Annotated in this window: 19 protein-coding genes; 8 read left to right on the plus strand and 11 right to left on the minus strand. The window is 43.9% G+C overall.

Annotation, left to right across the window (positions count from 1 at the left end; genetic code table 11):
- Window positions 1-31 precede the first annotated feature (31 nt).
- The 6 genes from xseA to CI960_RS19775 form a co-directional block, all read right to left on the minus strand.
- Window positions 32-1,366: an exodeoxyribonuclease VII large subunit gene (xseA, locus tag CI960_RS19750; protein ID WP_005860966.1), complete on the minus strand. Its 1,335-nt coding sequence runs from the start codon at window positions 1,364-1,366 to the stop codon at window positions 32-34.
- Entirely contained in the window at window positions 1,347-2,729 is a 1,383-nt protein-coding gene (locus CI960_RS19755) for a S8 family serine peptidase (protein WP_005860964.1), read from the minus strand. The genes xseA and CI960_RS19755 overlap by 20 nt, the downstream gene beginning before the upstream one ends.
- A gap of 101 nt (window positions 2,730-2,830) precedes the next feature.
- The gene (locus CI960_RS19760) at window positions 2,831-3,298 is read right to left on the minus strand and encodes an Lrp/AsnC family transcriptional regulator (protein ID WP_005860962.1); all 468 of its coding nucleotides are present in this window, start codon (window positions 3,296-3,298) and stop codon (window positions 2,831-2,833) included.
- A gap of 184 nt (window positions 3,299-3,482) precedes the next feature.
- Window positions 3,483-4,193: an FKBP-type peptidyl-prolyl cis-trans isomerase gene (locus tag CI960_RS19765; protein ID WP_005860960.1), complete on the minus strand. Its 711-nt coding sequence runs from the start codon at window positions 4,191-4,193 to the stop codon at window positions 3,483-3,485.
- A gap of 20 nt (window positions 4,194-4,213) precedes the next feature.
- A complete protein-coding gene (locus CI960_RS19770) occupies window positions 4,214-4,801 on the minus strand; it encodes an FKBP-type peptidyl-prolyl cis-trans isomerase (RefSeq protein WP_005860958.1) in 588 nt (195 codons plus the stop codon).
- Between the two features lie 133 nt (window positions 4,802-4,934).
- The gene (locus CI960_RS19775) at window positions 4,935-7,097 is read right to left on the minus strand and encodes a DUF4906 domain-containing protein (RefSeq protein ID WP_005860956.1); all 2,163 of its coding nucleotides are present in this window, start codon (window positions 7,095-7,097) and stop codon (window positions 4,935-4,937) included.
- Window positions 7,098-7,286: 189 nt separating this feature from the next.
- Between CI960_RS19775 and CI960_RS19780 the strand changes: the two genes are divergently transcribed.
- From CI960_RS19780 to CI960_RS19790, 3 genes are all read left to right on the plus strand, one after another.
- On the plus strand, window positions 7,287-8,678 hold the full coding sequence (locus CI960_RS19780; RefSeq protein ID WP_005860954.1) for an Mfa1 family fimbria major subunit: 1,392 nt from the start codon (window positions 7,287-7,289) through the stop codon (window positions 8,676-8,678).
- A gap of 36 nt (window positions 8,679-8,714) precedes the next feature.
- Complete coding sequence (locus CI960_RS19785; RefSeq protein ID WP_005860952.1) at window positions 8,715-9,617, plus strand: FimB/Mfa2 family fimbrial subunit; 903 nt, start codon at window positions 8,715-8,717, stop codon at window positions 9,615-9,617.
- 80 nt (window positions 9,618-9,697) lie between these two features.
- Window positions 9,698-10,387 carry an NAD-dependent deacylase gene (locus tag CI960_RS19790; RefSeq protein ID WP_005860950.1) on the plus strand — a complete coding sequence of 230 codons (690 nt, stop codon included), beginning with the start codon at window positions 9,698-9,700 and terminating at the stop codon, window positions 10,385-10,387.
- Window positions 10,388-10,630: 243 nt separating this feature from the next.
- On the opposite strand, the gene CI960_RS19795 is transcribed toward CI960_RS19790, so the two are convergent.
- Both CI960_RS19795 and CI960_RS19800 read right to left on the minus strand, forming a co-directional pair.
- Complete coding sequence (locus CI960_RS19795; protein ID WP_005860948.1) at window positions 10,631-14,293, minus strand: DUF6383 domain-containing protein; 3,663 nt, start codon at window positions 14,291-14,293, stop codon at window positions 10,631-10,633.
- A 970-nt stretch (window positions 14,294-15,263) separates the two neighbouring features.
- On the minus strand, window positions 15,264-16,508 hold the full coding sequence (locus tag CI960_RS19800; protein WP_005860946.1) for a hypothetical protein: 1,245 nt from the start codon (window positions 16,506-16,508) through the stop codon (window positions 15,264-15,266).
- Between the two features lie 104 nt (window positions 16,509-16,612).
- Here CI960_RS19800 and CI960_RS19805 point away from each other — a divergent pair, with 104 nt between their 5' ends.
- Complete coding sequence (locus tag CI960_RS19805) at window positions 16,613-16,906, plus strand: helix-turn-helix transcriptional regulator (RefSeq protein WP_005860945.1); 294 nt, start codon at window positions 16,613-16,615, stop codon at window positions 16,904-16,906.
- On the plus strand, window positions 16,896-17,642 hold the full coding sequence (locus CI960_RS19810; RefSeq protein WP_005860943.1) for an MvaI/BcnI restriction endonuclease family protein: 747 nt from the start codon (window positions 16,896-16,898) through the stop codon (window positions 17,640-17,642). Before CI960_RS19805 ends, CI960_RS19810 begins: the two co-directional genes overlap by 11 nt.
- A gap of 76 nt (window positions 17,643-17,718) precedes the next feature.
- On the opposite strand, the gene CI960_RS19815 is transcribed toward CI960_RS19810, so the two are convergent.
- On the minus strand, window positions 17,719-18,678 hold the full coding sequence (locus CI960_RS19815) for a PCMD domain-containing protein (protein WP_005860941.1): 960 nt from the start codon (window positions 18,676-18,678) through the stop codon (window positions 17,719-17,721).
- Between the two features lie 132 nt (window positions 18,679-18,810).
- Here CI960_RS19815 and CI960_RS19820 point away from each other — a divergent pair, with 132 nt between their 5' ends.
- The 3 genes from CI960_RS19820 (at window position 18,811) to CI960_RS19830 (ending at window position 22,944) form a co-directional block, all read left to right on the plus strand.
- Complete coding sequence (locus tag CI960_RS19820) at window positions 18,811-20,253, plus strand: Na+/H+ antiporter NhaC family protein (protein WP_005860939.1); 1,443 nt, start codon at window positions 18,811-18,813, stop codon at window positions 20,251-20,253.
- A gap of 83 nt (window positions 20,254-20,336) precedes the next feature.
- Window positions 20,337-21,803 (plus strand): Na+/H+ antiporter NhaC, encoded by a 1,467-nt coding sequence (gene nhaC / locus CI960_RS19825; protein ID WP_005860937.1) that lies wholly within the window; start codon window positions 20,337-20,339, stop codon window positions 21,801-21,803.
- The gene (locus CI960_RS19830; protein WP_005860935.1) at window positions 21,772-22,944 is read left to right on the plus strand and encodes a dicarboxylate/amino acid:cation symporter; all 1,173 of its coding nucleotides are present in this window, start codon (window positions 21,772-21,774) and stop codon (window positions 22,942-22,944) included. Before nhaC ends, CI960_RS19830 begins: the two co-directional genes overlap by 32 nt.
- Here CI960_RS19830 and CI960_RS19835 read toward each other — a convergent pair whose 3' ends face one another.
- Window positions 22,945-23,490 (minus strand): 3'-5' exonuclease, encoded by a 546-nt coding sequence (locus CI960_RS19835; protein WP_005860932.1) that lies wholly within the window; start codon window positions 23,488-23,490, stop codon window positions 22,945-22,947.
- An 84-nt stretch (window positions 23,491-23,574) separates the two neighbouring features.
- Window positions 23,575-26,808 (minus strand): S41 family peptidase, encoded by a 3,234-nt coding sequence (locus CI960_RS19840; RefSeq protein ID WP_005860930.1) that lies wholly within the window; start codon window positions 26,806-26,808, stop codon window positions 23,575-23,577.
- Window positions 26,809-26,851: the final 43 nt, after the last annotated feature.

A 26,851-nucleotide genomic window follows, 5' to 3' on the forward strand; every position in this document is an offset into this window, starting at 1 on the left:
TGTATTTATCGGACGGTTATAAAACCACCCTCTATGGTTTGATAATACTTTTTATTTCACCATCGATGAAGCGAGTCGTCAGTTCTTCGCCGGCTCGCAAATCAGAGGCATGTTTGATAATCTTGCCATCTTTCAAGGCTAAGCTATATCCCCTCTTCAATATATAATCAGGAGAAGCCATCTTGATAAACTGCCCCGTAAGCTGGATAAAACGCCCACTCTCGGAAAGTTTAGAGGTAATACCGTTCCGCAAGCGAAGTTCCGTATTCTCAAGCACCGACTGGCGGCGTGATAACAAGCCCGATGCCATCGCAGGTAAACGACTCGCTATCGTTTGCAGTCCCGAACGATTCCGCTCGATCCGGCTTGTCACGATAGAAGGGAAACGGGTCGTTACCAATTGTAAATAGTTTTTCTGTCGGGATAGAATATCCATAGCCAATAAACTCACGTCTTGACGCAAACTCTCCAACTCCTCACCAACGCTATCCATTCGGGAAATAAGGAACTCGGCGACAGCGGTCGGTGTCTTCATCCGGGTATGCGCTACCAAATCTACAACCGTATCATCCCGTTCGTGCCCGATACCCGTGATAATCGGTAAAGGGAATTGAGCGCAATTCGCCGCCAACAGATAAGAATCGAAGCTATTCAAGTCCGAGGTAGCCCCACCCCCACGGATAATCACGACCACATCAAAAAGATCTTGATGTTGATAAATCCGGTCTAAAGCCGCTATTACAGAAGCCTCCGTCCGTTCTCCCTGCATCAAGGCGGGGAATAATTTGGTATAGAACGGATAACCTCCTTTATTCCGTGTCAACTGATTCATAAAATCCTCGTAGCCGGCAGCCGTCGGAGAAGTAATGATAGCGATTCTCCTAGGAAGTAGCGGAAAAGGCAATTCCTTATTCAGCGTAAAGACCCCTTCCTCCTGCAATTGGCGGATAATCTCCATACGCTTACGCACCATATCCCCCAACGTATAAGCCGGATCGATATCAAGCACCGTAAGGCTCAATCCATATAACTCATGGAACTCAACAGACACCTTCACCAACACTTTCAAGCCGGAAGCGAACATCTGACCGGTCTCCATCTCGAAATAAGGTTTCAACATACGAAATGTCTTCGCCCAGATAGACCCTCGTACCTTGGCCACCAATTGCCCGGTCTGCGCATTCTTCTCCACAAACTCCAGATAACAATGTCCGGAAGAAGTATTCACCCGCACATCGCTCATCTCCGCACGCACCCAGCAAGTCTCCGGGAAAGCCCTCGACAACGCACCCCGTATGCGGGTATTCAGCTCTAACAAAGATAGAGCCTCTTTCTCACCCGATAAGTTATTTAGATTCGGCCGCATATTTACGCTCCTGTTTATAAGCTTTGTACACATCCGGGATGCCATATCCCAACTCAGCGTCCGGTTGCTCAAACTTACTGCCGAAACGCTGCAAAAGAGAGATTATATCCTTATTCGTCAGACTGGGAAACGCTTGCCATAGACAAACACCCAACCCCGCTAAGATCGGCGTAGCGAAAGAGGTACCGTTCGCGTAACGGATATTCCCCGTAGGATCTATCACGCAACAGCCCGTACCCAAGGCAACCACATCCGGCTTCACCCGGTAATCCGCCGTAAAGCCGACAGAACTGAAATTACTTTTCTTCTTACGATCCGTGATAGCGCCCACTGTCAATATATCCGGGGCATCCGCTGGAAAGGTTATCTTTCCCCAGCTACCGCCCCCCTCGTTGCCGGCGCTACTAAACAACAAGATCCCTTTTGATGAAGCCATCTTAGCGGCACGACTGATCAAGGAAGTCCTCCCGTCCAATTGATCTTGATGATAGTTCAGGGCCTCTACATCAAAAGAGAAATACCCCAACGAAGAAGAGACCACATCCACTCCCACGCTATCGGCAAATTCCATAGCTGCCGTCCAATAATCCTCCTCGATGGGAAACTCCGAACGGCTATCCTCGCTCTTTATCAGCCAATATTCGGCTTGGGGAGCCGTACCGACCATCAAGCCCGGCGCATCAGCGGCCAAGCAAGATAAGACCTTCGTCCCATGATCATCCCCGATGAAAACACTTCGACCGGGGAAAACCACGTTATGCGTTCCTAATAACCGCAAGGAATCAAATACGCTGATCCGATCCACGTTCATGAAACCGGCATCGACCACGGCCACACGCATACCCTCACCCTTAAAGCCTGCCTCATGCAATTTGATACCGTTCAGCATCTTGATCTGCTCCTCGGCATAACCGTAAGGCGATTTCTCAGGTTTATCTATTGGCATAAACCGTGTCGTATCTTTCTCCTCCCTAGGAATATCGATTTCCTCGTCACCTTTCCAGACCCATTTCACGGAATCCACGATCGGGAGGCGCGAGAGACGCTCAGCGACCAAGCTATCCGGACTGGACACCACGACCGTAGAGAACCATTTACTCTCCAGCACCGGTTTTCCTCCATTGGCGGACAAGGTATCCAGATAAGCTTGAGCGATCGGCAAATCCGATTCCGACACCGATATACCTTGCCGGTTCCGTCGCTCGACAGACTCCTTGGAAAGATATTCCTCCGGGTTATCCAGCGTATAACCGGAATCCCCTTTATCTTTCAAATACACCCGAAAACGAAAACTTTCCCCGGCATGTACTCCCAAAGAAAACAAACTGAATACGAAAACGAATATTCCTATATATTTACTCATAGAACCTCACACAATTACGAATTACAAAGATAGATGATACCGCCGAATAAACAAAAAAGCCCGGCACTGGAATAGGCCGGGCTCATGTATAATTCTTCGTCTTATTCATTGATATTACAAATAGGGATCTCACGTTTAACACTTTGGCGTAAAGAAATCAAGGTCTCTGTAGCCGTAACACCCGGTATCTCCTGAATCTTAGAGTTCAAAAGTTCCATCAAGTGCTCGTTATCACGGGCATACAGCTTGATCAGCATCGTATACGGACCCGTAGTGAAATGGCATTCTACCACTTCGGGTATTTTCTCGAATTCCGGGACAACATCCTTGTACATAGATCCACGCTCCAATTTCACGCCGATATAGGTACATGTATTATACCCCAATATTTTAGGATTGATGTGATACCCTGAGCCAACGATCACATTCATATCAATCATGCGTTGAACCCGTTGATGAATAGCTGCACGAGATACACCGCACTCCTCGGCAACATCTTTAAAAGGAATCCTAGCATTCTTTGAAATAATGTTCAATATCTGCCGGTCCAGTTTGTCTATCTTCTCCATTTTAAATTCGCTTTATTATATGCATTCAGATTTAATGTATCAAAAGTATATAATAAATTTGAATCATATATCATTCTGAAAGAAAAAAGTAATCAATAAATAATAAAAGCGGGCAAAAAATGCTTTTTAGCATAATTTGCCCGCCTATTATCTTACAAACGTTCCGTTTCTATTTCTTCGCTACTTATTCTTTTACGATGTCAAGCAACTCAACCTCGAACTTCAATACGCTGTTCGGTTTGATATCTTGTCCTGCGCCACGTTCGCCATAAGCCAACTCAGCCGGGATCCAGAAGATATATTTAGAACCGACCGGCATGATCTGCAAGCCCTCAGTCCAGCCCTTGATTACTTGGCCAACACCGAACTCAGCCGGCTCGCCACGATCCACGGAGCTATCAAACTTAGTACCGTCCAATAGAGTTCCGGTATAATGAACTTTTACCTTATCGGTAGCGGTTGGCTTCGCGCCTGTACCTTCTTTCTCTACCTTATATTGCAAGCCGCTCTCAGTCGTGATAACGCCTTCTTTTGTCTTATTCTCCGCCAAGAACTTATCACCCTCTTCTTTTGTCTTCTTAGCCTCGCGAGCCTGAGCCTCTACGAAGTAAGTCTGCAAATATTGTTGAGCCTGTTGCGGATTCATCTTCATCGCGGAAGAATCCCCTTTGATAGCTTGGATAAAACCAGCGATCAAATCATCTACGTTAGCCTCGCCACCCGGCAAAGTCTTTAAGTTTTCCTTATAACCGGCACCTGTGCTGATACCAATAGCGTAGCTTGCGCTATCGATAGAAGTCTTCAAGCTCGCACTTTTGTGAGAATCACCGCAAGAGGTGAAAGATGCGCCCATTGCTACAATCACTGTAGCGACTAATACACTTAACTTTTTCATTTTTCTTTAACTCTTATATATTATTTTTCGATATCTAATAACTCAACGTCGAAGATCAACGTACTATTCGGCTCGATAGCCTCACCTGCCCCACGCTCGCCATAAGCAAGGTTAGACGGGATAAACAATCTCCATTTAGAACCGACCGGCATCAACTGCAAAGCCTCTACCCATCCCGGGATTACCTGTGAAACACCGAATACGGCGGGCTCGCCTCTCTGTACGGAGCTATCAAACACCTGACCGTTGATTAACGTACCGTGATAGTGGCATTTTACTTTATCGTTCGCCGTAGGTTTAGCGCCTGTACCATTCTTCAGCACCTCGTATTGCAAACCGCTAGGCAACTCTACCACACCAGCCTTATGCTTATTGATAGTAAGGAACTCCTCACCGGCTTTCTTATTGATCTCCAGTTTCTCTTGTTGAAGCTTCATGAAGTAATCATTGATCACTTGTTTTGCCTCATCATAACTAAGAGCAGGTTTTGCCTCTGTTAAGACGTCATTCAATCCCTGTACAAAATCTTCCACTTGAAGATCCTTGATGCCTGAGTTCTGGAAATTATTTCCGATACTTAAGCCAAGCGCATAACTTACTTTATCCATTCTTTTTCTTGTTCAACTAATTATAAGCCACAAAAGTAATGCTTTTAATCGTATAACAGCATTTTGTAAGAACTTTTTATTTCATTCAAATCTTTTTAGAACAAACAAAAGACATACATCCTCAGTCTTTTCCCTATTCCCCATATAATACGACATTGGTTATCCATGCAAAAACATTGGCTATCAATTTGGAAGCATCATTATTTATCTCTCCTGAAGTATTATTTATCCGGTTATCTTTTGTACCTCCAGTCCCAGATGAAGAATTCCCCAAATCCGTATCTCCTATATAAACGATTCGTCTCGAATAGTCTACTCCTAATACGATACCACCAGCCTTCCCAGTCAAGAGTGGCGTGATTCCTTTTGCCGACTCAGTGTTCAAAAGTATCTCACCATGATAGGCATCGTAGTTACGAAATGAGAAACTCGAAGAGACCGGAGTATAAGATCCACTTGTAAAAGGTCCGGTAGAAGTGAAGAAACTATTATCCGCACTTGATGGAGCTACGGTAAACTCACCATTATTGACAGTCAAAAATTTTATATTGCTATTTCCTCCTAAAAATTCATCGATCAGATATTTACTTACATCCGTAGCGTCATAAGAAGCGATTAGCACACGATTCTTTTTTGCATTCAACCAATTATGTACTTTCTTCGCATCTTCATTTCCAAAATAACCATTGCCCATATAATGGACATATACGACATCAAAAGCAGCAAAAAGGGCATCTGTCAATCTATTATTACTAACGTTGGACCGTATCAGATTATACCCTCCACAGACGACATTCCCGTTCGGACCGAAATTACTTTGATTATCCAATATGCCTCTTAAACCGTCTGCACGTGCGTCGGGAGGTACCGAAGCAACAATATTAGTACCTAAACTGCCTAAGCCGACATTAAATGTCAACAAATTAATTACCGTATTGGCTGCTACGCTATATTTTTGCTTGATCGCCACCAAGATTTTCCACCGATGAGCAGTAATGACAAAGTTCTGGACCGGCCCAGCATCGCCAGACATATTATTCTGTAAGGCCGTTACAACTAACTGGCTGCCGTCCAGATTCTTTTCTACGGTAAAATAATCATTTGACAATGATTGCCCCTCACTTCCAATCGGCATACCATTCTCATCCGCCCACTGTAATGTGTAGTCGGACAAGTCGGTAAACACCTCTATAGTAGCTTTAGAACCAGCCTTATTCTTCAATATGATTTCACGGGAGGAAACTCCGAAATGATGCTCTCCGTCAAAAGACATATCGATCGTATTATCATCCCATTGTCGCACTTCTGCCACAATATGTGCAGACTGATTGTTCGCCGCATCGTCAGGATTATCCCATCCGGGAGCGGAAACCTTTTTCACATTAAATATATATTTGTGATTACGCAAGATTTGCCCAAAAGCATTCTCTTTATTGTCCGGGTCAAAATCCATACGATAATAACTCAGCTTTTCATTTCTATTATAGTAACCGCCTACAACGATACACGTCGCACTGCTCACCCGGTCGCCTTCGGCTGGAGAACTGACCTCCGGCAAATAAAGTTGTGCGGAGAATTCATTCCGATCCTCCTCTGAGACCGAAAACATACGGCTGCTTACATTTGCCATACTTCCGTCGGGAACGCTTGGTGTCGTTACTTTCATAGAACCCGTTTCATTGGGAATCACTTGCAGCGAATTATTAGCACGATATGCTTTTACTCCCGCCAGTTTAAAATTTGCAGCTTCGGTAGCAACAACATCCACACGGGCTATGGAGCGCAACATCTTTATCCCGGTGATTTCTTGCATTTCGGTGGATGACAGTCCGGCAGGAAATTTATATTCGCCATACATCGGGAAATTGGAAACTAAATTATCAAACTCCCGATTTATCTTCTTTTTTACGACCTCTTTACTATCGTCCAACGACGGTTCATTGGAAACAACAGTTTCGTCAGTATTTGCCAAAATAAGCAATTCCACAGGCAAGGAGGTTGATTTCAGAAGCACCGTGAATGTTGTTTGTGCCATATTACTACTGATAGATATGCCAGGTACCCGATACCGGTATTTCTGGTCCTCAAATACCAATACCTGAACTTCACTAATCAAAGACTCATGAGTGGGCTGATCAATCTCAGCTTTTGTCTTAGAATAAACGGTAGAAGACGGACTCGTTATTACCAATCTCATTTTTATACCACCTACATCATTTCCGACAGATATCCCTGTCTCGTCATTACAGGATATAAAAAAAAGAAAAACGACCAGGATATATATAAATTTTCTCATGATGCATTTTTCAGATAGAACACAAATCCTCCTCCCTTTGTTCCATCAACCAAACTCATTGTCTTTTAAAGAATTTCCATTTCCCAAGAAAATATAACTATTTGGACAGAACGGGTGTTCTATAGGACAACCGGGCCAAACCGGATGAATTAAATAATAATATAAGTATTCACTAAAAAATATAGGCATATGAAAACAAACAATTTGTATATTACGTTATTTGCGGCATTAGCTATCACTGCATGCAGTAAAGATAACGAGCTTCCTCAAGGATCTGCTAAAGACCCGAATGCCGATATGCCGGACGCATATACCTCTATCGCTATCAATATTCCCCATACCACTATGACGAAAGTCGCTTCGGGCCGTGCCATTGATCAGGGAATAGCGGACGAGAACAAGGTCAAGACCTTACATGTATTTATCTACGATACCGATGCCCCAAATACTCCGACAGTTGCTGAATTTACGGTAGACGACAATTCTCTTGCCCCCAAATCTCCCGGTAGCTCCACTTGGGTAACAAACAGAGCTATCAAAACTAAAAAAGCCGATAAATATATTTTTGCAGCAGTGAACCTCAATACAGATATGGTCAACTATATCACAGCCAATGGACTCGGATCATTCAGTTACAATCAATTTGCCCAAGAAATCTCGCAACTGGCAGATCTGACAAATGGCTTTGTCATGTTCAACACGAGTTATCCGGAAAGTACCCCGGCTGCAAACTTATATGAAAATGAAAGCCTTGCTCAAACGAATCGCATGGCTATACCGGTTTCCCGCGTTGTAGCGAAAGCAGCAGTATTCAAAGCTAATGACTTTGTTGTAAATGGAGGAGGAAACATGACGGAGATAAAATTCGGTTGGAGGAACTTGAATAAAAAGTTCTATTTCATACAGGATAAAAGAGACGGGATTATCAAGGACTATAATTGGGAAAATTTTTCCGTATCGGATTTCGAAAGAGGGTCGGACGCCATAAACACCTATACTTCAACGGACGATCCGGTCACTTTTTCCTACGCACCTGAGAACTCATTCAAATACAGCTTGGATCAAACAGAAGTAAACGGAACGACTTTTATTAGTGTCAGCGGAGTGTTTACGCCAGATAAAGTAATATCGACTTCAAATCCCAGCCCAACCCAACCGGCAGACTTTGCGATTATCAGTAATCCCAATAATGCCAACAAAACATTCTATGTAGTCAGAACAGCCGACGGTATTGCCAACTATTTTGTAAATGGGACTATAGCACAACAATATGCCGATCTTTGCAGTAAAAATACTCCGGGGATGCCTCTTTACAACGGAACATACGTATTGAATGAGAATACATTTACAAATGGTATCTGTTACTTCCACATTTTCGTCAATGCCAATGCTACGTCACCTCAAGCACCTTATAACGTTTACCGGAATCAGTATTTTAAGGTAAACATCCATAGCATACAAGCTCCGGGAAATCCTTCAGACAATTTCGATACCGGAGAGGTGATTAAATCAGAAACATGGATAAGTACTGATATAGAAATAACTCCATGGGAAGTCTATGAAGAAGACTATGATCTATAGCCCACTATCTATGAATTCTTAAAATTTATCTGTGAGATGAAAGCCTATTTAAAATGGATAGTATTAATTACATGGTCGTTCACGATGACGAGCTGTATAAAAGAAAATTTACCTGAATGCATTCCGGACAATACCGGCATCGTTCTTAAATTCCGGTATCCGACTGGTACAAATACCCCAAGTAACAAAAATGGGATTGATCGGTTATCTGTATTCATTTTTGATGACAAAGGTGTTTTCGTTTCACAAATAAATGATTCTCTGATATGGATCGATGATAATTACGAATTGGAACTTCCTTATAAACGAGGAAGTTACCAATTTGTAACATGGGCGGGTTATAACGAGGCAACCTACGGAATAACAACATGCATACCGGGTCAAACACATATAGAAGATTTTTTCTTATTCCTGAAACGGGATACGGATAACCGAGTTACAGATCAGCCCAAGTTACTATATCATGGGATACACGAGACTGTAGCATTGGATGAACACGAAAAAATGATTGCTTGGATAAATCTAAAACAGATTACAAATCATATCCGTGTTATTGCTCATAATTTGGATAAGGACATATCTCATAACATCTATATTGAAGACAACAATGGTAAATATGGATATTCATCATTGTTCGCCCATGACGATCCGATTCTTTATATACCTGTTTATATGAGGGTCGCAAAAGAGAGTAATACGTTAACCGCTGATTTCAATGTAATGAAACTTGATAAGAACCGGATACCACGTTTACAGATAGTGGATGAAACAAATACAGTTTGCTATGATGAAAACCTTATCGGAGAACTTCTTGGGAAAAATCCCAATATTAATTTAGAAAATGAACATGATTTTACAATTGAAATATCATTCAATGGTTATAGTCCGATCGATATAAAAATTAACGGTTGGGATATAAAAGAAAGCGATGAAATGTAATTATTCATCGCTTTTTCAAGATAAAGTCGTAACTTCGTAACTATTAATATATACATCTATACATTTTAAACAAGTAACAGATGAAAAAGTTAGTCATACTTACCGGAGCGGGAATGAGTGCGGAAAGCGGCATCTCCACTTTCCGTGACTCGGACGGGTTATGGGAGAAATACCGGGTGGAAGATGTCGCCACGCCGGAAGGCTTCGCCGCCAACCCTAAATTGGTTCTCGACTTCTACAACCAGCGCAGAAGAGAGTTATTGAATACGAAACCTAACGCCGGTCACCTCGGCCTAGCCGCCTTGGAGAAAGATTTCGACGTACGGATCATTACCCAGAATATCGATAACTTACATGAACGTGCGGGTAGCAGCCACGTGATCCATCTGCATGGAGAGTTGATGAAGGCATGCTCCGTAAGGGATATGGACACGACCTACGATCTATCACCGGAGAACCCGGATATTCATCTGGGTGACAAGGACCTTCACGGAAATCAGCTACGTCCTTTCGTCGTATGGTTTGGAGAGGCGGTACCCATGATAGAGCCTTCCATCAAGCTGGTGGAAGATTGTGATATCTTCGTGATTATCGGTACCTCCTTAAACGTCTACCCTGCTGCCGGATTGCTAAACTACGTGCGCCGGGGCCAACCGATCTACTTGATCGACCCGAAAGATGTACGTACTTATCGCAACGATATCGAGCATATACAGGCCGGGGCCTCGGAAGGGGTCAAGAGGCTGACGGAGTTGCTTACGCAGAATTAAACAACTCATACACTCATTAGGTCTGACGAAGGCAAGTATAAACACAAAGTCCTTGGCATGCGAACACATTGCCAAGGACTTGTCTTTTTATCCGCTTCCATCCTCACGGAAGTACTTACGGATGAACTTTAATTTATTACTTTAGTATTAATATTAATCCAATTCCCGCCTGTTCATCCGTCACGGATTACTTGGATCGATACCCGCACGGGAATCGTATGATTATCTTATTTCGTTTATTTCTTATTTCACGATTGCCTTTACAGCTTCCTCACCATCAATAGCTACCGCTACGATACCGGCAGGTACAGCGATTGTAGCGTTATCGGAGGTAAGAACAGTCTCAGCGACAACCTTACCTAAGATATTCGTGATAACGATAGACTTACCGGCTGCGCCTTGAACGGTTACAGTACCGTTGCCGGCTACGATAGATACGCCTTCAGCGTTAGCGCCTTCGATAGATGTTACCATATCCTCAGCGTCAGTCTTCTGGTATGCGTTGAAGATCAAGGCACCGTCAGAACCAGTCTTAGCAGCATTGAATTCAGAGTCGCCACGAGTCAATACCAAACAACCGTTTTGCATCTTCAACCATGCGGCATATTGAGGAGCGATGGAACCGGCTACAGCTTTATCAAAACCTTTAGTAGCCTTACCTGTTGAAGTCAAACCATTCTCGTTATAGATGTTAGACTCGAACAAGAACTCATTTGCTTCACCTTCTTCTGTCACAACACCAGCCTTATCAGGATTTACGTAACGGAATGACCAAGTAACGTTCTTATGGTTGTCACCCTGCAAGTTTACGATGAAGTTCTCCAAACCGGCCTTCTTGTAATTAGCGATAATCGTCTCAACATCCAACTCAGCCGGAGTCATCTTCTCAAAACCGTTTGTCAATACATACAAACTGTCACCATAATGGATCGCTTTCACGAAACCTACGCGAGTGTAACCACCATCGATATCCATATACGGAGTCTTATATTCCTTACCCTTGATAAGAGCGGAGTCGGCGAAGCTTACCATATACTTACCATAGTTGAAACCCGGATGCGCTTTAGTTGCGTGTGAGCAATTAGCGGCATTAACAGGATTACCAGCATTATCGAAGTGATTATGCTCATACGTACAAGGAATACCCGGAGTACCTTCTTGATCGTCACGTGCCACGGAAACCAAATACTGAGGTTTGATAGTACCGGCACCACGATTTACCCACGCAGTATCAACGATGAACGCTAACTTGCCATCAGCTTTCTCCTTATTCCAGATACCTACATAATCAACAGTCTTGTCCGTTAAATTCTTGTTCCACTCATCCATCAAGTATTCCTTACGGATCTTCTCTACGAAGAACAAGCTATCAGCGGTTTCGCTCTCATTCAACACAGCGTTGTTGAAACGACGGTATAATGGAGAATCATCTGTCACAACGGCGAATGCGGAAGTACGGATCTCACGCTTTGTTCCAGTATCAAACTTATCATCCGTAGAACCCTGAGTCAAATCCAAGGTATTGTCATCTACAGAAGCCTTCAAACCGTTTTGAGCGGCACTAGAAGCATAATAAGATTTATCTTTTTGAGGAGTAGTATTATTATCTAACACAATCTCCATCAATTCAATAACATCATTATTCTTAGAGTTTGCTTTATAGACAAAAGCTTTCTTAATAACACTGTTGTCTTTTACCAAATAGTTACCATCAGCATCGAACAATAGAGTCTCCTGACCTTTATCTAAAGTAGGAACAGGAACCTTTTTGCCATCAACCACTACTTTGTCTGTAGACTTGAATCCGTTATAAGCAGGTGAATAGATCTTATCCCCTTCTGTAATCTTATATTTACGTACCACAGCCTCAACCAAAGCGTAATAATGCTTACCATCAATACAGTTGTTCTCTTTCAAGAAGAAGTTAGTCGGGGTAGAACCTAGAACATACTTCTTAGCTTTGCTGTCGTATGTTAAGTAGCTTTCGCCATTCTTGATCTGGTAAACATTTCTTACCAAGCTATCGCCAACACCATAGTTATCATCCTTAGCAACTACCACCAAACGGAAGTTTGTCTTATCACCATTCTCGTTTACACGAACGATAGAATCCTTACCGGCAGGAGTATACAGATATTTGTCTAATGCCAGACCATGTAAGTAATTGAATACATAAGTCTGAACCATAGCAGAATCCTCGGGCACATAGCGATAACCGATCTTCAAATCCTTAGCGTCCTTGATAGCAACGAAGCTTACGGTATCAGCGACAGATTCATTCCCATCATTCGTTGTATAGAAGAATACGTCCTTGCTGTCCTTAACGGCATACAATTGGACATTCGTCGGGATTTTAACAGTCGGATATACACCATCCTTATCTTTGTCATTGAACTCACGGTTCTGAATGCTGATAGAAGAAGTAGAAGATATACCATTCTTCGTTACAACCCACTGAGCTGCTGGCATATGATTGAAGTCTTGACGTTCAGCTTGTTTAGCCCAACCAAAGTTTCCTGCTAAGTTTGCCAACGCATAAGTACCCTTCAGCTCGTCTCTATCAGAGCCACCGGCCTTAAACTGAATCATATAAACGCCATCAGCCAAAGTAGTCGGAACCAATCCTGTGAAGTTCGTTCCCAAAGTGATCTTCGTACGTTGATCTTCCGGAGACGGTTTTTCACCTTTCTGAGTCTCTTTAGTGTTTACTGTCAACAACTTGTTTCCACCCAAGTTAGCCAAGTAGATGTATTGATTTTCCGCTGTACTTAATTTTGTTTTTCCGTTTGAAGAAGAAAAGCCTTCTTTTACAGACCACCAAGAGTTATCATTATCCTCTTTGATATCTTTAGCATATTCAGTTGCTTTACCAGAATTGGCAGTAAGCTTATAAACAACTTTTTTAACTTGAGCATACAGCTCATTCTTCTGTGCGTTATAAGTGAATTTAAATTGATAAGAACCTTCCGCACGTTTATCGGCACCAAGTTTATCGTAACCAAACTTCAGCATTGTAGGAGCCTCAGTAGCTTCATAATAAGCCGTATCAACTACCACAAAGGCATCCTCCCCATCAATTTTTTTGTCCTTAACTTGCAATTGCACATAGTCTGAAACTGTTGGTGTGGCGGCTAGAGTAGCCTCTTCCTCAACGTCAACTGCCTTCAACGCTGTAGCAGTCAAATGGTTTGTATTTCCCTTTGAAACCTCCGGGTTCATACTTAAGCCAAAATAACCTTCAGCAGAAACAGATTGCAACAACTTATTCAAATCCTCGGCATGCAACTGCATCGATGTTGGGATCTGATCCTTGTTGAAAGAGATAGAGACCTTGTCTTCTCCAACCTCCTCAGCTTTCACTAAGATTATTTCCTTAGTAGAACCCTCACCACGAGTTGCCAGATAAACAAACTTCTTACCATCTACATAAGAGACTAAAGTGTTGTCTTTAACAACCCATTCCGTAGCGCTACCGCCCAAGGTGGCCACTTTTGCCTCACTCTTCTTATCTGAAGCGACAGCCATGGAAGGATCCACAGCGAACGACAAACCCGTAGCCTTGTTCACGAAAGAGAACACATCTACACCCAGATTGTTCTTCTTTGCGGAAACTGTCCACATGGCTTGATTTAAGTCTGCCAATTCAAAGGTAGAAGCAGTACCTGAAACTGTAACAAACTTACCAAAATCAGCCTTATCATTACCAGCAGCCAAGAAATCGCTACCGCTCATAAACAAGACTGTTTGATCTTTTGCCAAATCTTTGCCCTCTACTGTCGCAGGAGTAGTAGAAGTTACTACATCCTCTGCAGGAGCAACAGCCCCAACATATGCCGCTACCGAACCTACCGAGAAAGCAGATACAAGCATGGCACTAGCCAGAAACGTTGTAAACTTTTTGTTCATAAATCGAAAATTTAATATTAATAATAGTGTTAATTAAATACCGTTCAACACTTTAAATCATCGACCACTACTCGAAAACGACTAGTCTAAACGATCGTCTAAATCTTGCGTTTTTTTAGTGTCGAAACGGGAGGTTTGTTGAAAGAATCGGTTGTTTCGTAGAGGATAACCTATCCTATTGATAAGAAAGAGAATAAGTGATAAAAAAATAGCTCGGAAGGGTTGCAAGTATCGAAGAAACGCGTACCTTTGCAAATGACTAAAAGAATCGATCGTTTAAACTAGTCGTTTCTATCCCATAAAAAATTCTCAAATATCAACGTATTTAACTATACATTAATGTACGAGCGTACATTAAAAGAACAATTCATTTCTACTTTCAATTATCTATTTATATTTTACTTCCAATACAGACTATTTCCCGCGAATCTCCCTGTCAGTAAAACAGCATTCATACAATCCTTTTGACCGAAATAAAGCGCATATCGTGACATAGCCTATTCGTAAAAGAGGCAAGATAATGGGAAAAAGGAGGTTGTAAGCGGCGTTTTATGCGGCAAAGTACTACTTTTTACACACGAGTATCGACAAAAGCCTACGCTATCGGTCGTGTTTGGCAACGCCAATAGTGCCGTTGGGCATCGTGAATAGTCAAGAATAGGGTCGTGAACTATCAAGAATAGCCATCATAACCCTGTCACTTCCCTATCGTAACCCATTGAGATAGGTTTTTCATCCCATAAAATAGGAATTAGGATGAGCTAGTTTCGCTAGAACAAAAGAGCATCTTTTGATATCCAACTATCCAACAAGCGATTAAATATATTTTAACTCAAATTTAAGAGTAGACTGTACATTCCCCCGCAATAATCGATTCTACGGGCGTTAAGATTACAAACTGTCAAAAAGAAAGAACTCGACACTAGGAGCCATTGGCTATCAATTCAGTCAAATAAAACAGCCTCTTTCCTTATTTCTTCTCCAATATGACTATATATTCATTGCACATCGTGCTAACCTTCTTCCCTGCCACATTAGTAGGACTTGTTTTGGAAGGCATCCTTTTGTTAGGTATTTCTCTAACAATAGTATCGATATGTGTAAAACCATTCTTCTCAAACATTTCAGCAGTAAAGTAATCTAATGGAATTTGAACCCCCTTAACCGTTCTGTTCCCTACGACATAACAAACGACTCCACCACTCTTTATTACAGATGCGACATTCTTTATAGAACAGCTATAATCATTAAGAAACGAGACCACTTCCAAATTTCTCTTTGGGTCAATGCTCTTTATTTCGTCCAGTTCAGATTTAATGCTTTTAGTCTCAAAAAGTTCCTCTTTCTGAACTCGTCCCCCCATTAGGAGATTATCTAGTGTTTTAGCATTTTCAAAATTGAACCATTCATTTGCCCACCTTGAAAATTGTCCATAAGCAACGGTTGTTCTACTATCGCCATAAGGCGGAGAGGTTACAACCATATCAACACTATTCGGCTGTATTATATCGGAAGGGATTTCTATAGTACTATTAAAGTCATAGATATCTATATTACATGGATATTTTATACTATTAAACTCCTCAAGTCCATTTATATTTCTTATAACCTTTTCTTCAAACAATCGAAAGACATCCGGTTTGAAGTCTTTAATTTTCTCTTCCTTCATCCTAAACCGCTTAAATTCTCCATTCCTCGTAAACGATACCTCTCTAACAGTCTCGGAAAGAGGGACTTTAAAGAAATCAGCGAAATCTAAAGCCACACATTCATTAATTACTTGATAAATATAAGAAAGGCGCAAAAGGCTATCTCTGGAATACCAATAAGTATAATTAGAAATATTATCGAAATTCTTATTCTTGACCTTATCTTCAGAATACTCAAAGAACAAGGCTTGCATCATTGAAAAAGTATCTCTGATACAAGATAAATCATAATGGGTTGTTTTTACATGGCTCATCAATCTAGCCAATGGATTAAGGTCTGTTCCTATCGCGTTTATACCTTTTATAGAAGCCTCAACTAACGATGTACCGCTTCCCATATATGGATCAAAAAGTAGCTCAACTCCATCCTCTGGCTTATATTCCTCTATTAGAGCTCTTGCTACTTGGGGAATCATCATCGCAGGATACGCATGATAGCAATGAGTAAATTCTTTGGTATCGGCATCCTTAAAGCTCCACCTATTATCAATCGTTCTTTTGTACATACCTTCCTTACTTATATTATGTGAGTGCAAATATACTCAATTGCTCACATATTGTGAGTACACAAGCATATATAAAACTATATTTTTGGGCAAAAATAACAATAATGATTAGAAAGACCGAGTATCAACTTGAAATCATCCTTAAGATAAAGGAGCTAAGAGAGGCCAACAATGTTAGCCAAAAAGAGTTGTCGAATCTCCTCGAAGTGGCTCCGGGCTTAATAGGGAGTATAGAAAGCCCTAAATTTCCACATAAGTACACCCTTAGTCAGATCTATAAAATATGCCACTATTTCAACATTACCATAGAACAGCTATTCATATCAGAGGAAGATTTTTCCAAAGATAGAGATATTATTGACTTACTCATATTTAATATAATACGTTATGGAGAATAAGGATTTTATTATTTCAAAGTTCAAAGAGGTTAAATCCTTGGAATATGTTCCAAGCAATAGAGCCAACAATACTGGGATTGGAAAAACATTTGAAGATTACATCGGAGTTGTCGAGAACAATTTAGACGAGCCCGATTTAGCTGGATTCGAAATAAAATCTCATCGCGGCGCTTCATGCTCTTACGTTACCCTATTCACTAAAAGCCCCTCATTTCCCAAACGTGCGAATGCTTATTTAAAAGATAAATTTGGCACACCTTATGAAGATGCACCATCTATAAATAGCTTGCATACGTCTATGTTTGCAAATAGCTATAACACATATATGAAGAAATATTCTTTTAAACTCCTAAACAACCCTGTCGCCAAGACAATATTAATAGGAGTATTTGACTTAAATACAAAAGAGCTGTTAGATTGTAGCGTAGGTTACACCTATCAAGACATTCAAAAAGCACTAACAAAGAAGCTAAAGAACTTATTATATGTAACTGCCCAAACGAAAAAAGAAGGAGGTAAGGAACTCTTCTACTTCAATAAAGCCGATATATATACAGAGCCATCATTTGAACGTTTTATATCACTCTTAACCGATGGGAAGATAATGTATGATATAAGAATCGGGAGCTATAAATCTGGCCCCAAATATGGTATGCCGCACGACCATGGGAGTGGATTCAGAATATTAGAGGCTAATATCAGACTATTATATTCTGATCACGAAACCATAGAATAAAACAAGCTACGCTTCATTTGTTGGCTTCTGTATCAAGACCGGAGACAAATACCATAGGGTTTCAACGATAATAGGATCAATATCCCAACCGGATATTATCTACCCAAAAGGTATTTCCCGGAGACCCTATGTATGAGCCTCCGTGACTGGAACAGAACTCTAAGATCATATGGGTTACCTCATCGTCCTCCGTTCCCCAGCCGATTTCTTGGATGGGCACATTCTTGCCTTTGCTGTTCAAGCTATAACGGGCGGACTCACCGAGTTGAAACCCCATATATTCTTCATAATCGCTACGTTTCGTGATATCGCCGTATAAGATCGTAAAACTGGCATCGTTTACCCAATCCGTATTTTCATCCATCCGGATTACCAGCGTACCGATACGCTTAGCATATATGTTCCCGTCCTTATCTTCCCAACGCTTCTGAAGAAAGAGATTCACCAAAGGCATATCAATGCCATTTACCTCCGATCTCTTGCTAAAACCACTCAATTTAATACGATTGGGATCACCGGAGAGTTTCACCTTATAATCGAATAACAAGGACGTAGGTTTTTGGTGAAACGGGATACCGCAAACGATCTGCCCCCACGTCTCCGAAGAATTCTTCGCCGGTTCCAGAAAACGGCCGAGATAGAGGCATCCACCGACCAGCACCTTCACGTTCATGATACCCATCGCCGAGATCGATTCTATACCCGTCTCCAGCCGTGCGCAATACCCCTCATCCCGTCTTTCGGGGTAGACACTGACGCTAGCTTTCGTAATCCCGCTCACCCTTGCCATCACGTTAGAACTGCCCCAAGGCGAAGCTTTCGGCTCAAAAGGTTTATTTCCGATAATCGTATCCATAGGGCCAACGCAGTAAAGAGTCTTTGTCTCCTTCCCGATAATAGCCGATTCCGTGATCTTACGTACCACCCACTGATCCAGATCGCCATAACGGATCACTTCCGTCTTTCGCTGGGCATATAGCGCCATACTCATCCCCAAAAAGACAAATAAATAGCCTAACCGATTATTTACTACCATAAGTTACCCTCCTATCCAAATCCTTTTTTATTTTTGCAGCGAAATTAATTAGAATCGATAACACAAGGCAAGTCCGTATAAAGAATTTATTCGGATTATCCATGATAAATAACAAACGAAGTGAATAAACCCATGGCAGAAAAGCCCCGGACACCCTCCATCGCGATCTCTTTACTACCCGTAGTGACATTAGTCATCATGCTGGCCGTAGCCATCTATATTTTCCGGGGCGATTCCCTTGGAGGAGCCAGCCAAATCGTATTATTGATAGCCACCTCGATCTGCTCTTTGATCGCCGTCTTTCATTGCAAGATCAAGTGGGAAGATATCGAGGGGCAAATCGCCCGTAACATCTATGGGATTGCACCGTCTGTCATCATCCTTTTATTGATCGGAACCCTATCGGGCAGTTGGATGGTAAGCGGGATCGTGCCGTCCTTGATCTATTATGGGTTGCAAGTCATGCAAACGGATTTCTTCCTCGTGGCCTGTTGCCTGCTATGCAGTATCGTATCGGTCATGACGGGTAGCTCGTGGACTACCATCGCCACCATCGGGATCGCCTTGATCGGGATTGGCGAGGCGCAAGGCTTCAGTACGGGGTGGGTAGCGGGAGCGATTATATCGGGCGCTTATTTCGGGGATAAGATGTCGCCGTTATCAGACACGACCGTATTGGCGGCCTCCGTAACGGACACGCCCCTTTTCACGCATATCCGGTATATGCTTTATACGACCGTTCCCTCTATGATCGTCACACTGATCGTATTCAGCATCGCCGGATTCTCGAGGGAGACAGCGGACGCATCCCAGATAGCCGCTTTCTCCGAAGCCTTGAAAGGCTCGTTCCATATCACGCCTTGGCTTATGATCGTACCGATCGTTACCGGAATCATGATCGCCAAGAAGACACCTTCGATCGTAGTGCTTTTCGCCTCCTCCATACTCGCCGGAATATTCGCCTTGATCTTCCAGCCAAACGCCTTATTGGAGATTTCCGGGATCACGGATAGCGGAATTATCGCCTATATCAAAGGCCTGCTGATGACTTTCTATGACAGCACGCAGATACAGACCGGCAACGAGGCCTTGAACTCTCTAGTCTCTACCCGGGGAATGGCCGGGATGATGAACACGATTTGGCTGATCATTTGCGCCATGTGTTTCGGCGGGGCCATGTCCGCTAGCGGCATGCTGGAAAGCATCACACGTATCTTCTTGCATTTCATGCGAGGCCGTACCAGCATGGTCGCCTCTACCGTCGTGTCCGGATTATCCTTGAACATCTGCACGGCGGACCAGTTCATCGCCATCATCCTGAACAGCGAAATGTTTAAAGAAGTATATAAGCAACGGGGATTCGAGAGCCGCCTGCTTAGCCGGACAACGGAAGACTCCGTCACCGTCACCTCCGTGCTGATCCCGTGGACGACTTGCGGCATGACGCAATCTACAATCCTTGGCGTATCTACTTGGACTTATTTCCCTTATTGCATCTTTAATATCGTCAGCCCGTTTATGAGCATTCTTATAGCGGCAACCGGTTATAAGATCGTCCAAAAGACTGTGAAATAAGGAAATCAATCTATAATTCATAGTGTTATTCAAGGTATTTTTAGTATTTTCGCACCATCATTATTTAAGCGACTGAATGAACAATGGAAAATCATCTTAAGAAGATGCCCTCCCCTCTACTTTCACTAGTGCCTATCCTCGTGCTGGTAGCTCTTTTGTTTGTAACCATACGCACTTTTGGCAGCGACGCGTTGAGCGGCGGAAGCCAAGTCGTATTACTTACCACCACGGCGGTGGCCTCCCTTTTGGCCATGATCTTCTGCAAAGTCAAATGGCGTGATATAGAAGAGGCGATATGTAAAAACATATTGGGAGTGGCCACAGCTATAATTATCCTATTGTTGATTGGCGCTTTATCCGGTAGCTGGATGATCAGCGGTATCGTCCCGACCTTGATTTATTACGGGATGCAAATCATCCATCCGAGTTTCTTTCTGGCCTCTTGTTGCGTGATCTGCGCTGTCGTATCCGTTATGACCGGTAGCTCGTGGACTACCATCGCCACGATCGGTATCGCCTTGATGGGTATCGGCGAGGCACAGGGCTTCGCTACGGGATGGGTAGCCGGAGCGATCATCTCGGGCGCTTATTTCGGGGATAAGATCTCACCGCTCTCGGACACGACGGTATTAGCTTCTTCCGTAACGCATACCCCTTTGTTCTCCCATATCCGGTATATGATGCTTACGACAATACCGTCTATGGTGATCACGTTGATTATCTTTACCATAGCGGGTTTTACGCATACCTCGAACGCATCCGGGCAAATAGCCGAGTTTGCCGCCTCGTTGAACGAAAGTTTTAATATCTCGCTCTGGCTACTGATCGTACCGGTGGTAACGGGTATATTAATCGCCAAGAAAGTACCGTCTTTGATCACCTTGTTTATCTCGACAGCGATGGCGGGGGTGCTCGCGATCTTTTTCCAGCCTCATTTATTGCAAGAGGTAGCGGGAGCATCGGTAGCGGATGCCTCCTCCCTGTTTAAGGGATTATTCATGACATTCTACGGGAGTACCCAAATCGATACGGGCAACGAGGCCTTGAACAGCTTGGTCGCCACCCGGGGTATGGCGGGTATGATGAATACGATCTGGCTGATCATCTGCGCCATGTGCTTCGGTGGTTCCATGACGGCCAGCGGTATGCTGGAAAGCCTTACGTCCGTATTCCTGCGCTTTATGAAACGGAGGGTCGGCATGGTGGCGTCTACCGTATTCTCCGGTTTATTCTTGAATATCGTTACGGCCGATCAATACATATCTATTATCCTTACCGGAAATATGTTCAAGGATATCTACAAGAAAAAAGGATATGAGAGTCGCCTGTTAAGCCGTACGACGGAAGATTCCGTAACCGTAACGTCCGTGCTGGTACCGTGGAACACCTGCGGCATGACGCAAGCCACGATATTAGGCGTAGCGACCCTGACGTATCTTCCTTATTGCTTCTTTAACCTGATCAGTCCGTTGATGAGTATTACGATGGCCGCCATTGGCTTCAAAATAAAGCAACACCATGAAGAAGATCAGAGTATCATTGTTAACTAAAGTCGTTATCGCTATCGCCGCCGGCGTATTGTTCGGCCAGTTTTTACCGGGAGGAATCGCACGTATCTTTGTAACCTTCAATTCATTGTTCGGCAACTTCCTATCGTTCTCCATCCCTCTAATCATATTGGGGCTGGTGACTCCCGCTATAGGAGATCTGGGCAAAGGAGCCGGAAAGCTATTATTGATAACCGCCTTGATCGCTTACGGTTCAACAGTCTTCTCGGGTTTCTTCACGTTCCTGAGCGGATCGGCTATATTCCCGCACATACTACCGACCAACACGGAATTGACGGCGATGGAGAATCCGGAAGATTTCATGCTGACACCTTACTTCGTGGTAAATATGCCGCCTTTAATGGATGTCATGACAGCCTTGCTGCTATCCTTTACGATTGGCCTAGGGCTTTCTAATATAGCGGGAACCACCCTGCGTGACTCTTTCACGGATTTCAAGGAAATTATCATTAAGCTAATCGAGGTGGTTATCATCCCGTTATTACCGCTCCATATTTTCGGTATCTTCCTGAACATGACCGTGAGCGGACAAGTCATGAGTATTATCACGATGTTCCTCAAGGTTATCATAGTCATCTTTGCCTTACATGTATTATTGTTATTGATTCAATTCACGATAGCCGGAGCCATAGCCGGGAAGAATCCGCTCCGCCTCTTGAAGAATATGTTACCGGCCTACGCTACGGCTCTAGGGACCCAATCCTCCGCCGCCACGATTCCCGTGACACTGGCGCAGGCTGTCAAGAATGGCGTACGGGAGAATATAGCGATCTTTACCGTTCCGCTTTGCGCCACGATCCATCTGGCAGGTAGCACCATGAAAATCGTAGCTTGCGCTATGGCTATCATGATCATGGCGGGAGAACCGGTTACCTTCTCCAATTTCAGCGGATTTATCATGATGCTGGGAATTACGATGGTAGCGGCTCCGGGGGTTCCGGGAGGGGCTATTATGGCCGCTTTGGGTATCTTGCAAAGTATGCTGGGATTCAATGAGACGCTGCAAGCGTTAATGATCGCCCTTTATATTGCCATGGATAGTTTTGGCACCGCTTGCAACGTGACGGGAGATGGCGCTATCGCTGTCGTGGTGGATAAAATAGCCGGGAAAAACACCCCATAGTTACCTAGAGTAGCAGGAAGCCATAAGCGCCTCCAAGGTATCGACCTCTTTTTCCCGCATCATCGTAAGGGCGATATGGGCACAGGCGTAAGCGTCGGCCATGGCGTTATGATGTCGGGTAAGGTCGTAACCGCAGTGGGCGGCTACTGTCTGCAACTGATGATTTACCAGAAATGGGTACATCTTCCGGGAGAGACGGCAAGTGCAATAGAAGGAATATTTCGGATAGGCTAAGTCATACACCTCGTGGGCGGCTTTCAGGCATCCCTCATCAAACGGACTGTTATGGGCAACAAGGGGGAGATCCTTTAGTTTCGGGGCGATGCTTTCCCAAGCCTCCTCGAAACATAACGCGTCATTCGTATCCTCAGCAGTCAATCCATGTATGGCCGTAGTCCAACGGGTATAGAAATTAGGGGTAGGACGTACCAAGGTATAAATGCTATCTACTACCCAGTCATCCTCCAATATGGCGATACCTATACTGCAAATACTGCTCCGCTTTCCATTAGCGGTCTCAAAGTCAATGGCTGCGAATCGTTCCATAGATAGATTACTAGTTTTTAATCCGTTTACTATTTATTTATTTGTAGAGACGGGGCGTGCCCCGTCTCTACAAATAACCTCTCATTATTTATGGCTCCAGTCCCTTGGTGCGGGGACAGGGGCTAGCGGTTTGCGTTCTTTTAATTGTTTCATGACTTCCTCGATAGCACGGTCTAACTGTTGATCCTCACCGTTCCATTCCTTGATGGGGTCGTTATCGATCAAGATATCCGGATCCACACCATGGTTCTCGATAATCCAGTTACCCGTCTTCGGATCATAGCTCGTGAAGAAAGGCACACGGATATCCGTACCGTCCATATAAGGAAGCGGGCCGCTAATACCGATGATACCTCCCCAAGTACGGGTTCCAATCAATTTACCTAAGCTAAGCGCACGGAAGCCCCACGGGAACAAATCGCCATCGGAAGCGGAATACTTATTGATCAAGCAAACTTTCGGGCCGACCTGTACGGCATCCGGCACGGTCCCGATCAAAGAAGAACCCCGACGCATCGTCAAACGATACGGCTCACGAGACAGACGTTCCAGAATCATCGGGGAGACATTTCCACCGCCATTCGCACGATCATCGATAATCAAACCCTCCTTATCCAATTGCGGATAGAAATAGCGGGAGAACTCATTCAAGCCTTCCGGCCCCATATCCGGGATATAGATATAACCGACCTTACCGTTCGTCGCCTTATCCACCTTCTTGATATTATCTTGGATCCAATTATAATGATACAAAGAATACTCTTCCGCCAACGGACTGACTACGATCTTACGAGCGCCCGCCAACTGAGGCTTGCTATTCAAAGACAACTCGGTCGGAACGTTCGCCTTTCCGATCAACAACTTATACATATCGTTCACGCTATTCGTAGGTACTCCGTCTATAGCGACGATATACTCTCCGGCCTTCGCCTCAACACCCGGCTCTGTCAATGGAGAACGTAATTCCTTACTCCAAGAAGCCCCCGGCAGGATCTTTTCCAAGCGGAAGAAACCACTCTTATCCCGAGAAACCTCAGCACCTAGCAGACCCATCGATACCCGTTTAGGACTTTCCACCTCACCGGGGTTCACATAAGCATGCCCTACTCCCAGCTCGCCGATCATCTCGCCAATAATATAATTCAAGTCCAAACGTGTTTTCACGTAAGGAAGAAGGGCGGCGTATTTCTCCTTGATCGCCTTCCAATCCTTGCCATGCATATTCTCCAGATAGAAACCATCCCGGAAAGCACGCCAAGCCTCATCGAAGATTTGCGCCCATTCCTTCGTATAGTCTACCGTGATCTTCATATTCGCCAGATTAACCGGCTTGCTTAAATTCGCTTTACCCTTCGGTATATCGGTTACGAATAGTTGATCGTCCTTAAAGAAAACAGCTTTCTTGCCAGCCGGATCAACCATCATAGCGGCATCGCTAACGGTTTCCTCTTTCTGTTTCTTCAAGTCAAACATCTTCATGCCGCCTTTCGTGAAATAATACACGTTCGTTCCATCGGAATAAAGATCGTAGTAATTCGATCCCGGCAAGGGGAGCTTAACGATTCGATCCGTGATACCCTCTATATCAATCTTTACGACCGGAGTAGAAGCCTCATTCTTTGTCTCGTCCTTTTTAGAGGCATCCGCTTTCGCTGGGGTAGATTCAATGGCGACCTCCGCATCCGTTTCCATAAACGGGGAAGCGGTATCCTTAGACAATAACGCCAGATATACGCCACCCATATTATTATACACATGATTCCATTCCGTTTGGCTATACGTAGGATTGAAATCACGGGCGGAAGTGAATACCAGATATTTGCCATCCGTACTGAATACCGGAGAATAAGACTCGTACCATTTATCGGTCACGGGATATTCTTTCTTACCCGCGATATCGTAGACATAGACGATCGAGAAATTATTATCGGACACACGGGAATAAGTCAACCAATTATTATCCGGAGAGAAACTTACGTTGCGGGCTTCACCTAACAGACTTTGTGAGATAGTTGTTAGCTGTTTGTTAGATACGTCCAAAAGATTGATCCGATTCTTACGATCCGTATAGACAATCTTCTTGGAATCCGGACTCCACTGGAAAGTACGGATATACGTATCGTTATTCTTGGTCAACTGGGTAGGCTCGCCCCCCTCGGAATCTTGGAGATACAGCTCGGTCTCGCCGGTAGCGTCGGAGATATAGGCTATATGTTTTCCGTCCGGAGACCATTGAGCGTCACGTTCGTGCGCTCCCGGAGTACGGGTGATATTTTTCGTAACCCCTTTATCTACCGGGATATTGAATACCTCGCCACGAGCTGTCACCACCATACGCTCACCTTTTGGGGAGAGGCTGGCACTCGTGATATATTTGGAGCCATCCTTGATCTCGCTACGTGCGTAGACATTATCGGAGGCGAGGGTTACGTTCACTTTCTCCGGTTTCTTCGACGCCGCATCCATCTTATAGATATAGCCTCCATTCTCGAAAACGATCGTATTGCCGAAGCTGCTAGGGAATTTCACGTCGTACTCGGTGAAGTTCGTCACCTTACTTATTTGTTTTGTCTTCGTATTGTAAACGAACAAGTTCATCGTGTAATCCCGATCCGAAAGGAAATAGATCTCATCACCAATCCACATCGGAAAGATATCTTGCGCCTCATTGTTCGTGATATTCTCTACACTTTTCTTCTCCGGATTATACACCCAGATATCATCGGCCATACCACCCTTATAGTATTTCCATGTACGGAACTCACGCATTACCCGGTTGTAAGCCAATTGTTTTCCGTCGGACGAATAGCTACAAAAGCCGCCCTCGGGCAAGGGAACCACCTCGGAAAGGCCACCTTCTTTATTTACCGTATATAACTTACCGGAGAACCCATCGCTGATGCGGTTGCGGTAAACAATACCATTACCGTCCGGTGTCCAAGTCATCACGATATTATTCGGGCCCATGCGATCGCCCAGATCGTCACGGCTATTCGTAGCCGTGTAAGTGATACGCAATGGCTCACCGCCGGAAGAGGGCATCGTGTACACTTCCGTGTTACCGTCGTACTGTCCCGTAAAAGCGATCGTCTTACCATCCGGGGAGAAACGGGGAAACATCTCATACCCCACATACGATGTCAATCGCTGTGCCTCACCACCTGTAGCCGGGACCTTATATAAATCGCCAGCGTACGAGAATACAATCTCTGAACCATTTGTAGCCGGAAAGCGCATTAATCTCGCCTCATCCGCCGCCATCAACAACGTAGGGATAGCGGCAGCCGCCAATGCTGTTAAAATCATTCTTTTCCTCATAACCAATCTTATCTTTTAATCATATCTGTTCTATCCGTTTTTA

It is taken from the genome of Parabacteroides sp. CT06 (assembly GCF_002257605.1).
In the GTDB taxonomy this organism is placed as follows: Bacteria; Bacteroidota; Bacteroidia; order Bacteroidales; family Tannerellaceae; genus Parabacteroides; species Parabacteroides distasonis.

Excerpts from the sequence above, each read along its gene's own strand:
- xseA (WP_005860966.1), bottom strand. The coding sequence starts at position 1,366 with ATGCGGCCGAATCTAAATAACTTATCGGGTGAGAAAGAGGCTCTATCT.
- CI960_RS19755 (WP_005860964.1), bottom strand. The coding sequence starts at position 2,729 with ATGAGTAAATATATAGGAATATTCGTTTTCGTATTCAGTTTGTTTTCT.
- CI960_RS19760 (WP_005860962.1), bottom strand. The coding sequence starts at position 3,298 with ATGGAGAAGATAGACAAACTGGACCGGCAGATATTGAACATTATTTCA.
- CI960_RS19765 (WP_005860960.1), bottom strand. The coding sequence starts at position 4,193 with ATGAAAAAGTTAAGTGTATTAGTCGCTACAGTGATTGTAGCAATGGGC.
- CI960_RS19770 (WP_005860958.1), bottom strand. The coding sequence starts at position 4,801 with ATGGATAAAGTAAGTTATGCGCTTGGCTTAAGTATCGGAAATAATTTC.
- CI960_RS19775 (WP_005860956.1), bottom strand. The coding sequence starts at position 7,097 with ATGAGAAAATTTATATATATCCTGGTCGTTTTTCTTTTTTTTATATCC.
- CI960_RS19780 (WP_005860954.1), top strand. The coding sequence starts at position 7,287 with ATGAAAACAAACAATTTGTATATTACGTTATTTGCGGCATTAGCTATC.
- CI960_RS19785 (WP_005860952.1), top strand. The coding sequence starts at position 8,715 with ATGAAAGCCTATTTAAAATGGATAGTATTAATTACATGGTCGTTCACG.
- CI960_RS19790 (WP_005860950.1), top strand. The coding sequence starts at position 9,698 with ATGAAAAAGTTAGTCATACTTACCGGAGCGGGAATGAGTGCGGAAAGC.
- CI960_RS19795 (WP_005860948.1), bottom strand. The coding sequence starts at position 14,293 with ATGAACAAAAAGTTTACAACGTTTCTGGCTAGTGCCATGCTTGTATCT.
- CI960_RS19800 (WP_005860946.1), bottom strand. The coding sequence starts at position 16,508 with ATGTACAAAAGAACGATTGATAATAGGTGGAGCTTTAAGGATGCCGAT.
- CI960_RS19805 (WP_005860945.1), top strand. The coding sequence starts at position 16,613 with ATGATTAGAAAGACCGAGTATCAACTTGAAATCATCCTTAAGATAAAG.
- CI960_RS19810 (WP_005860943.1), top strand. The coding sequence starts at position 16,896 with ATGGAGAATAAGGATTTTATTATTTCAAAGTTCAAAGAGGTTAAATCC.
- CI960_RS19815 (WP_005860941.1), bottom strand. The coding sequence starts at position 18,678 with ATGGTAGTAAATAATCGGTTAGGCTATTTATTTGTCTTTTTGGGGATG.
- CI960_RS19820 (WP_005860939.1), top strand. The coding sequence starts at position 18,811 with ATGGCAGAAAAGCCCCGGACACCCTCCATCGCGATCTCTTTACTACCC.
- nhaC (WP_005860937.1), top strand. The coding sequence starts at position 20,337 with ATGGAAAATCATCTTAAGAAGATGCCCTCCCCTCTACTTTCACTAGTG.
- CI960_RS19830 (WP_005860935.1), top strand. The coding sequence starts at position 21,772 with ATGAAGAAGATCAGAGTATCATTGTTAACTAAAGTCGTTATCGCTATC.
- CI960_RS19835 (WP_005860932.1), bottom strand. The coding sequence starts at position 23,490 with ATGGAACGATTCGCAGCCATTGACTTTGAGACCGCTAATGGAAAGCGG.
- CI960_RS19840 (WP_005860930.1), bottom strand. The coding sequence starts at position 26,808 with ATGAGGAAAAGAATGATTTTAACAGCATTGGCGGCTGCCGCTATCCCT.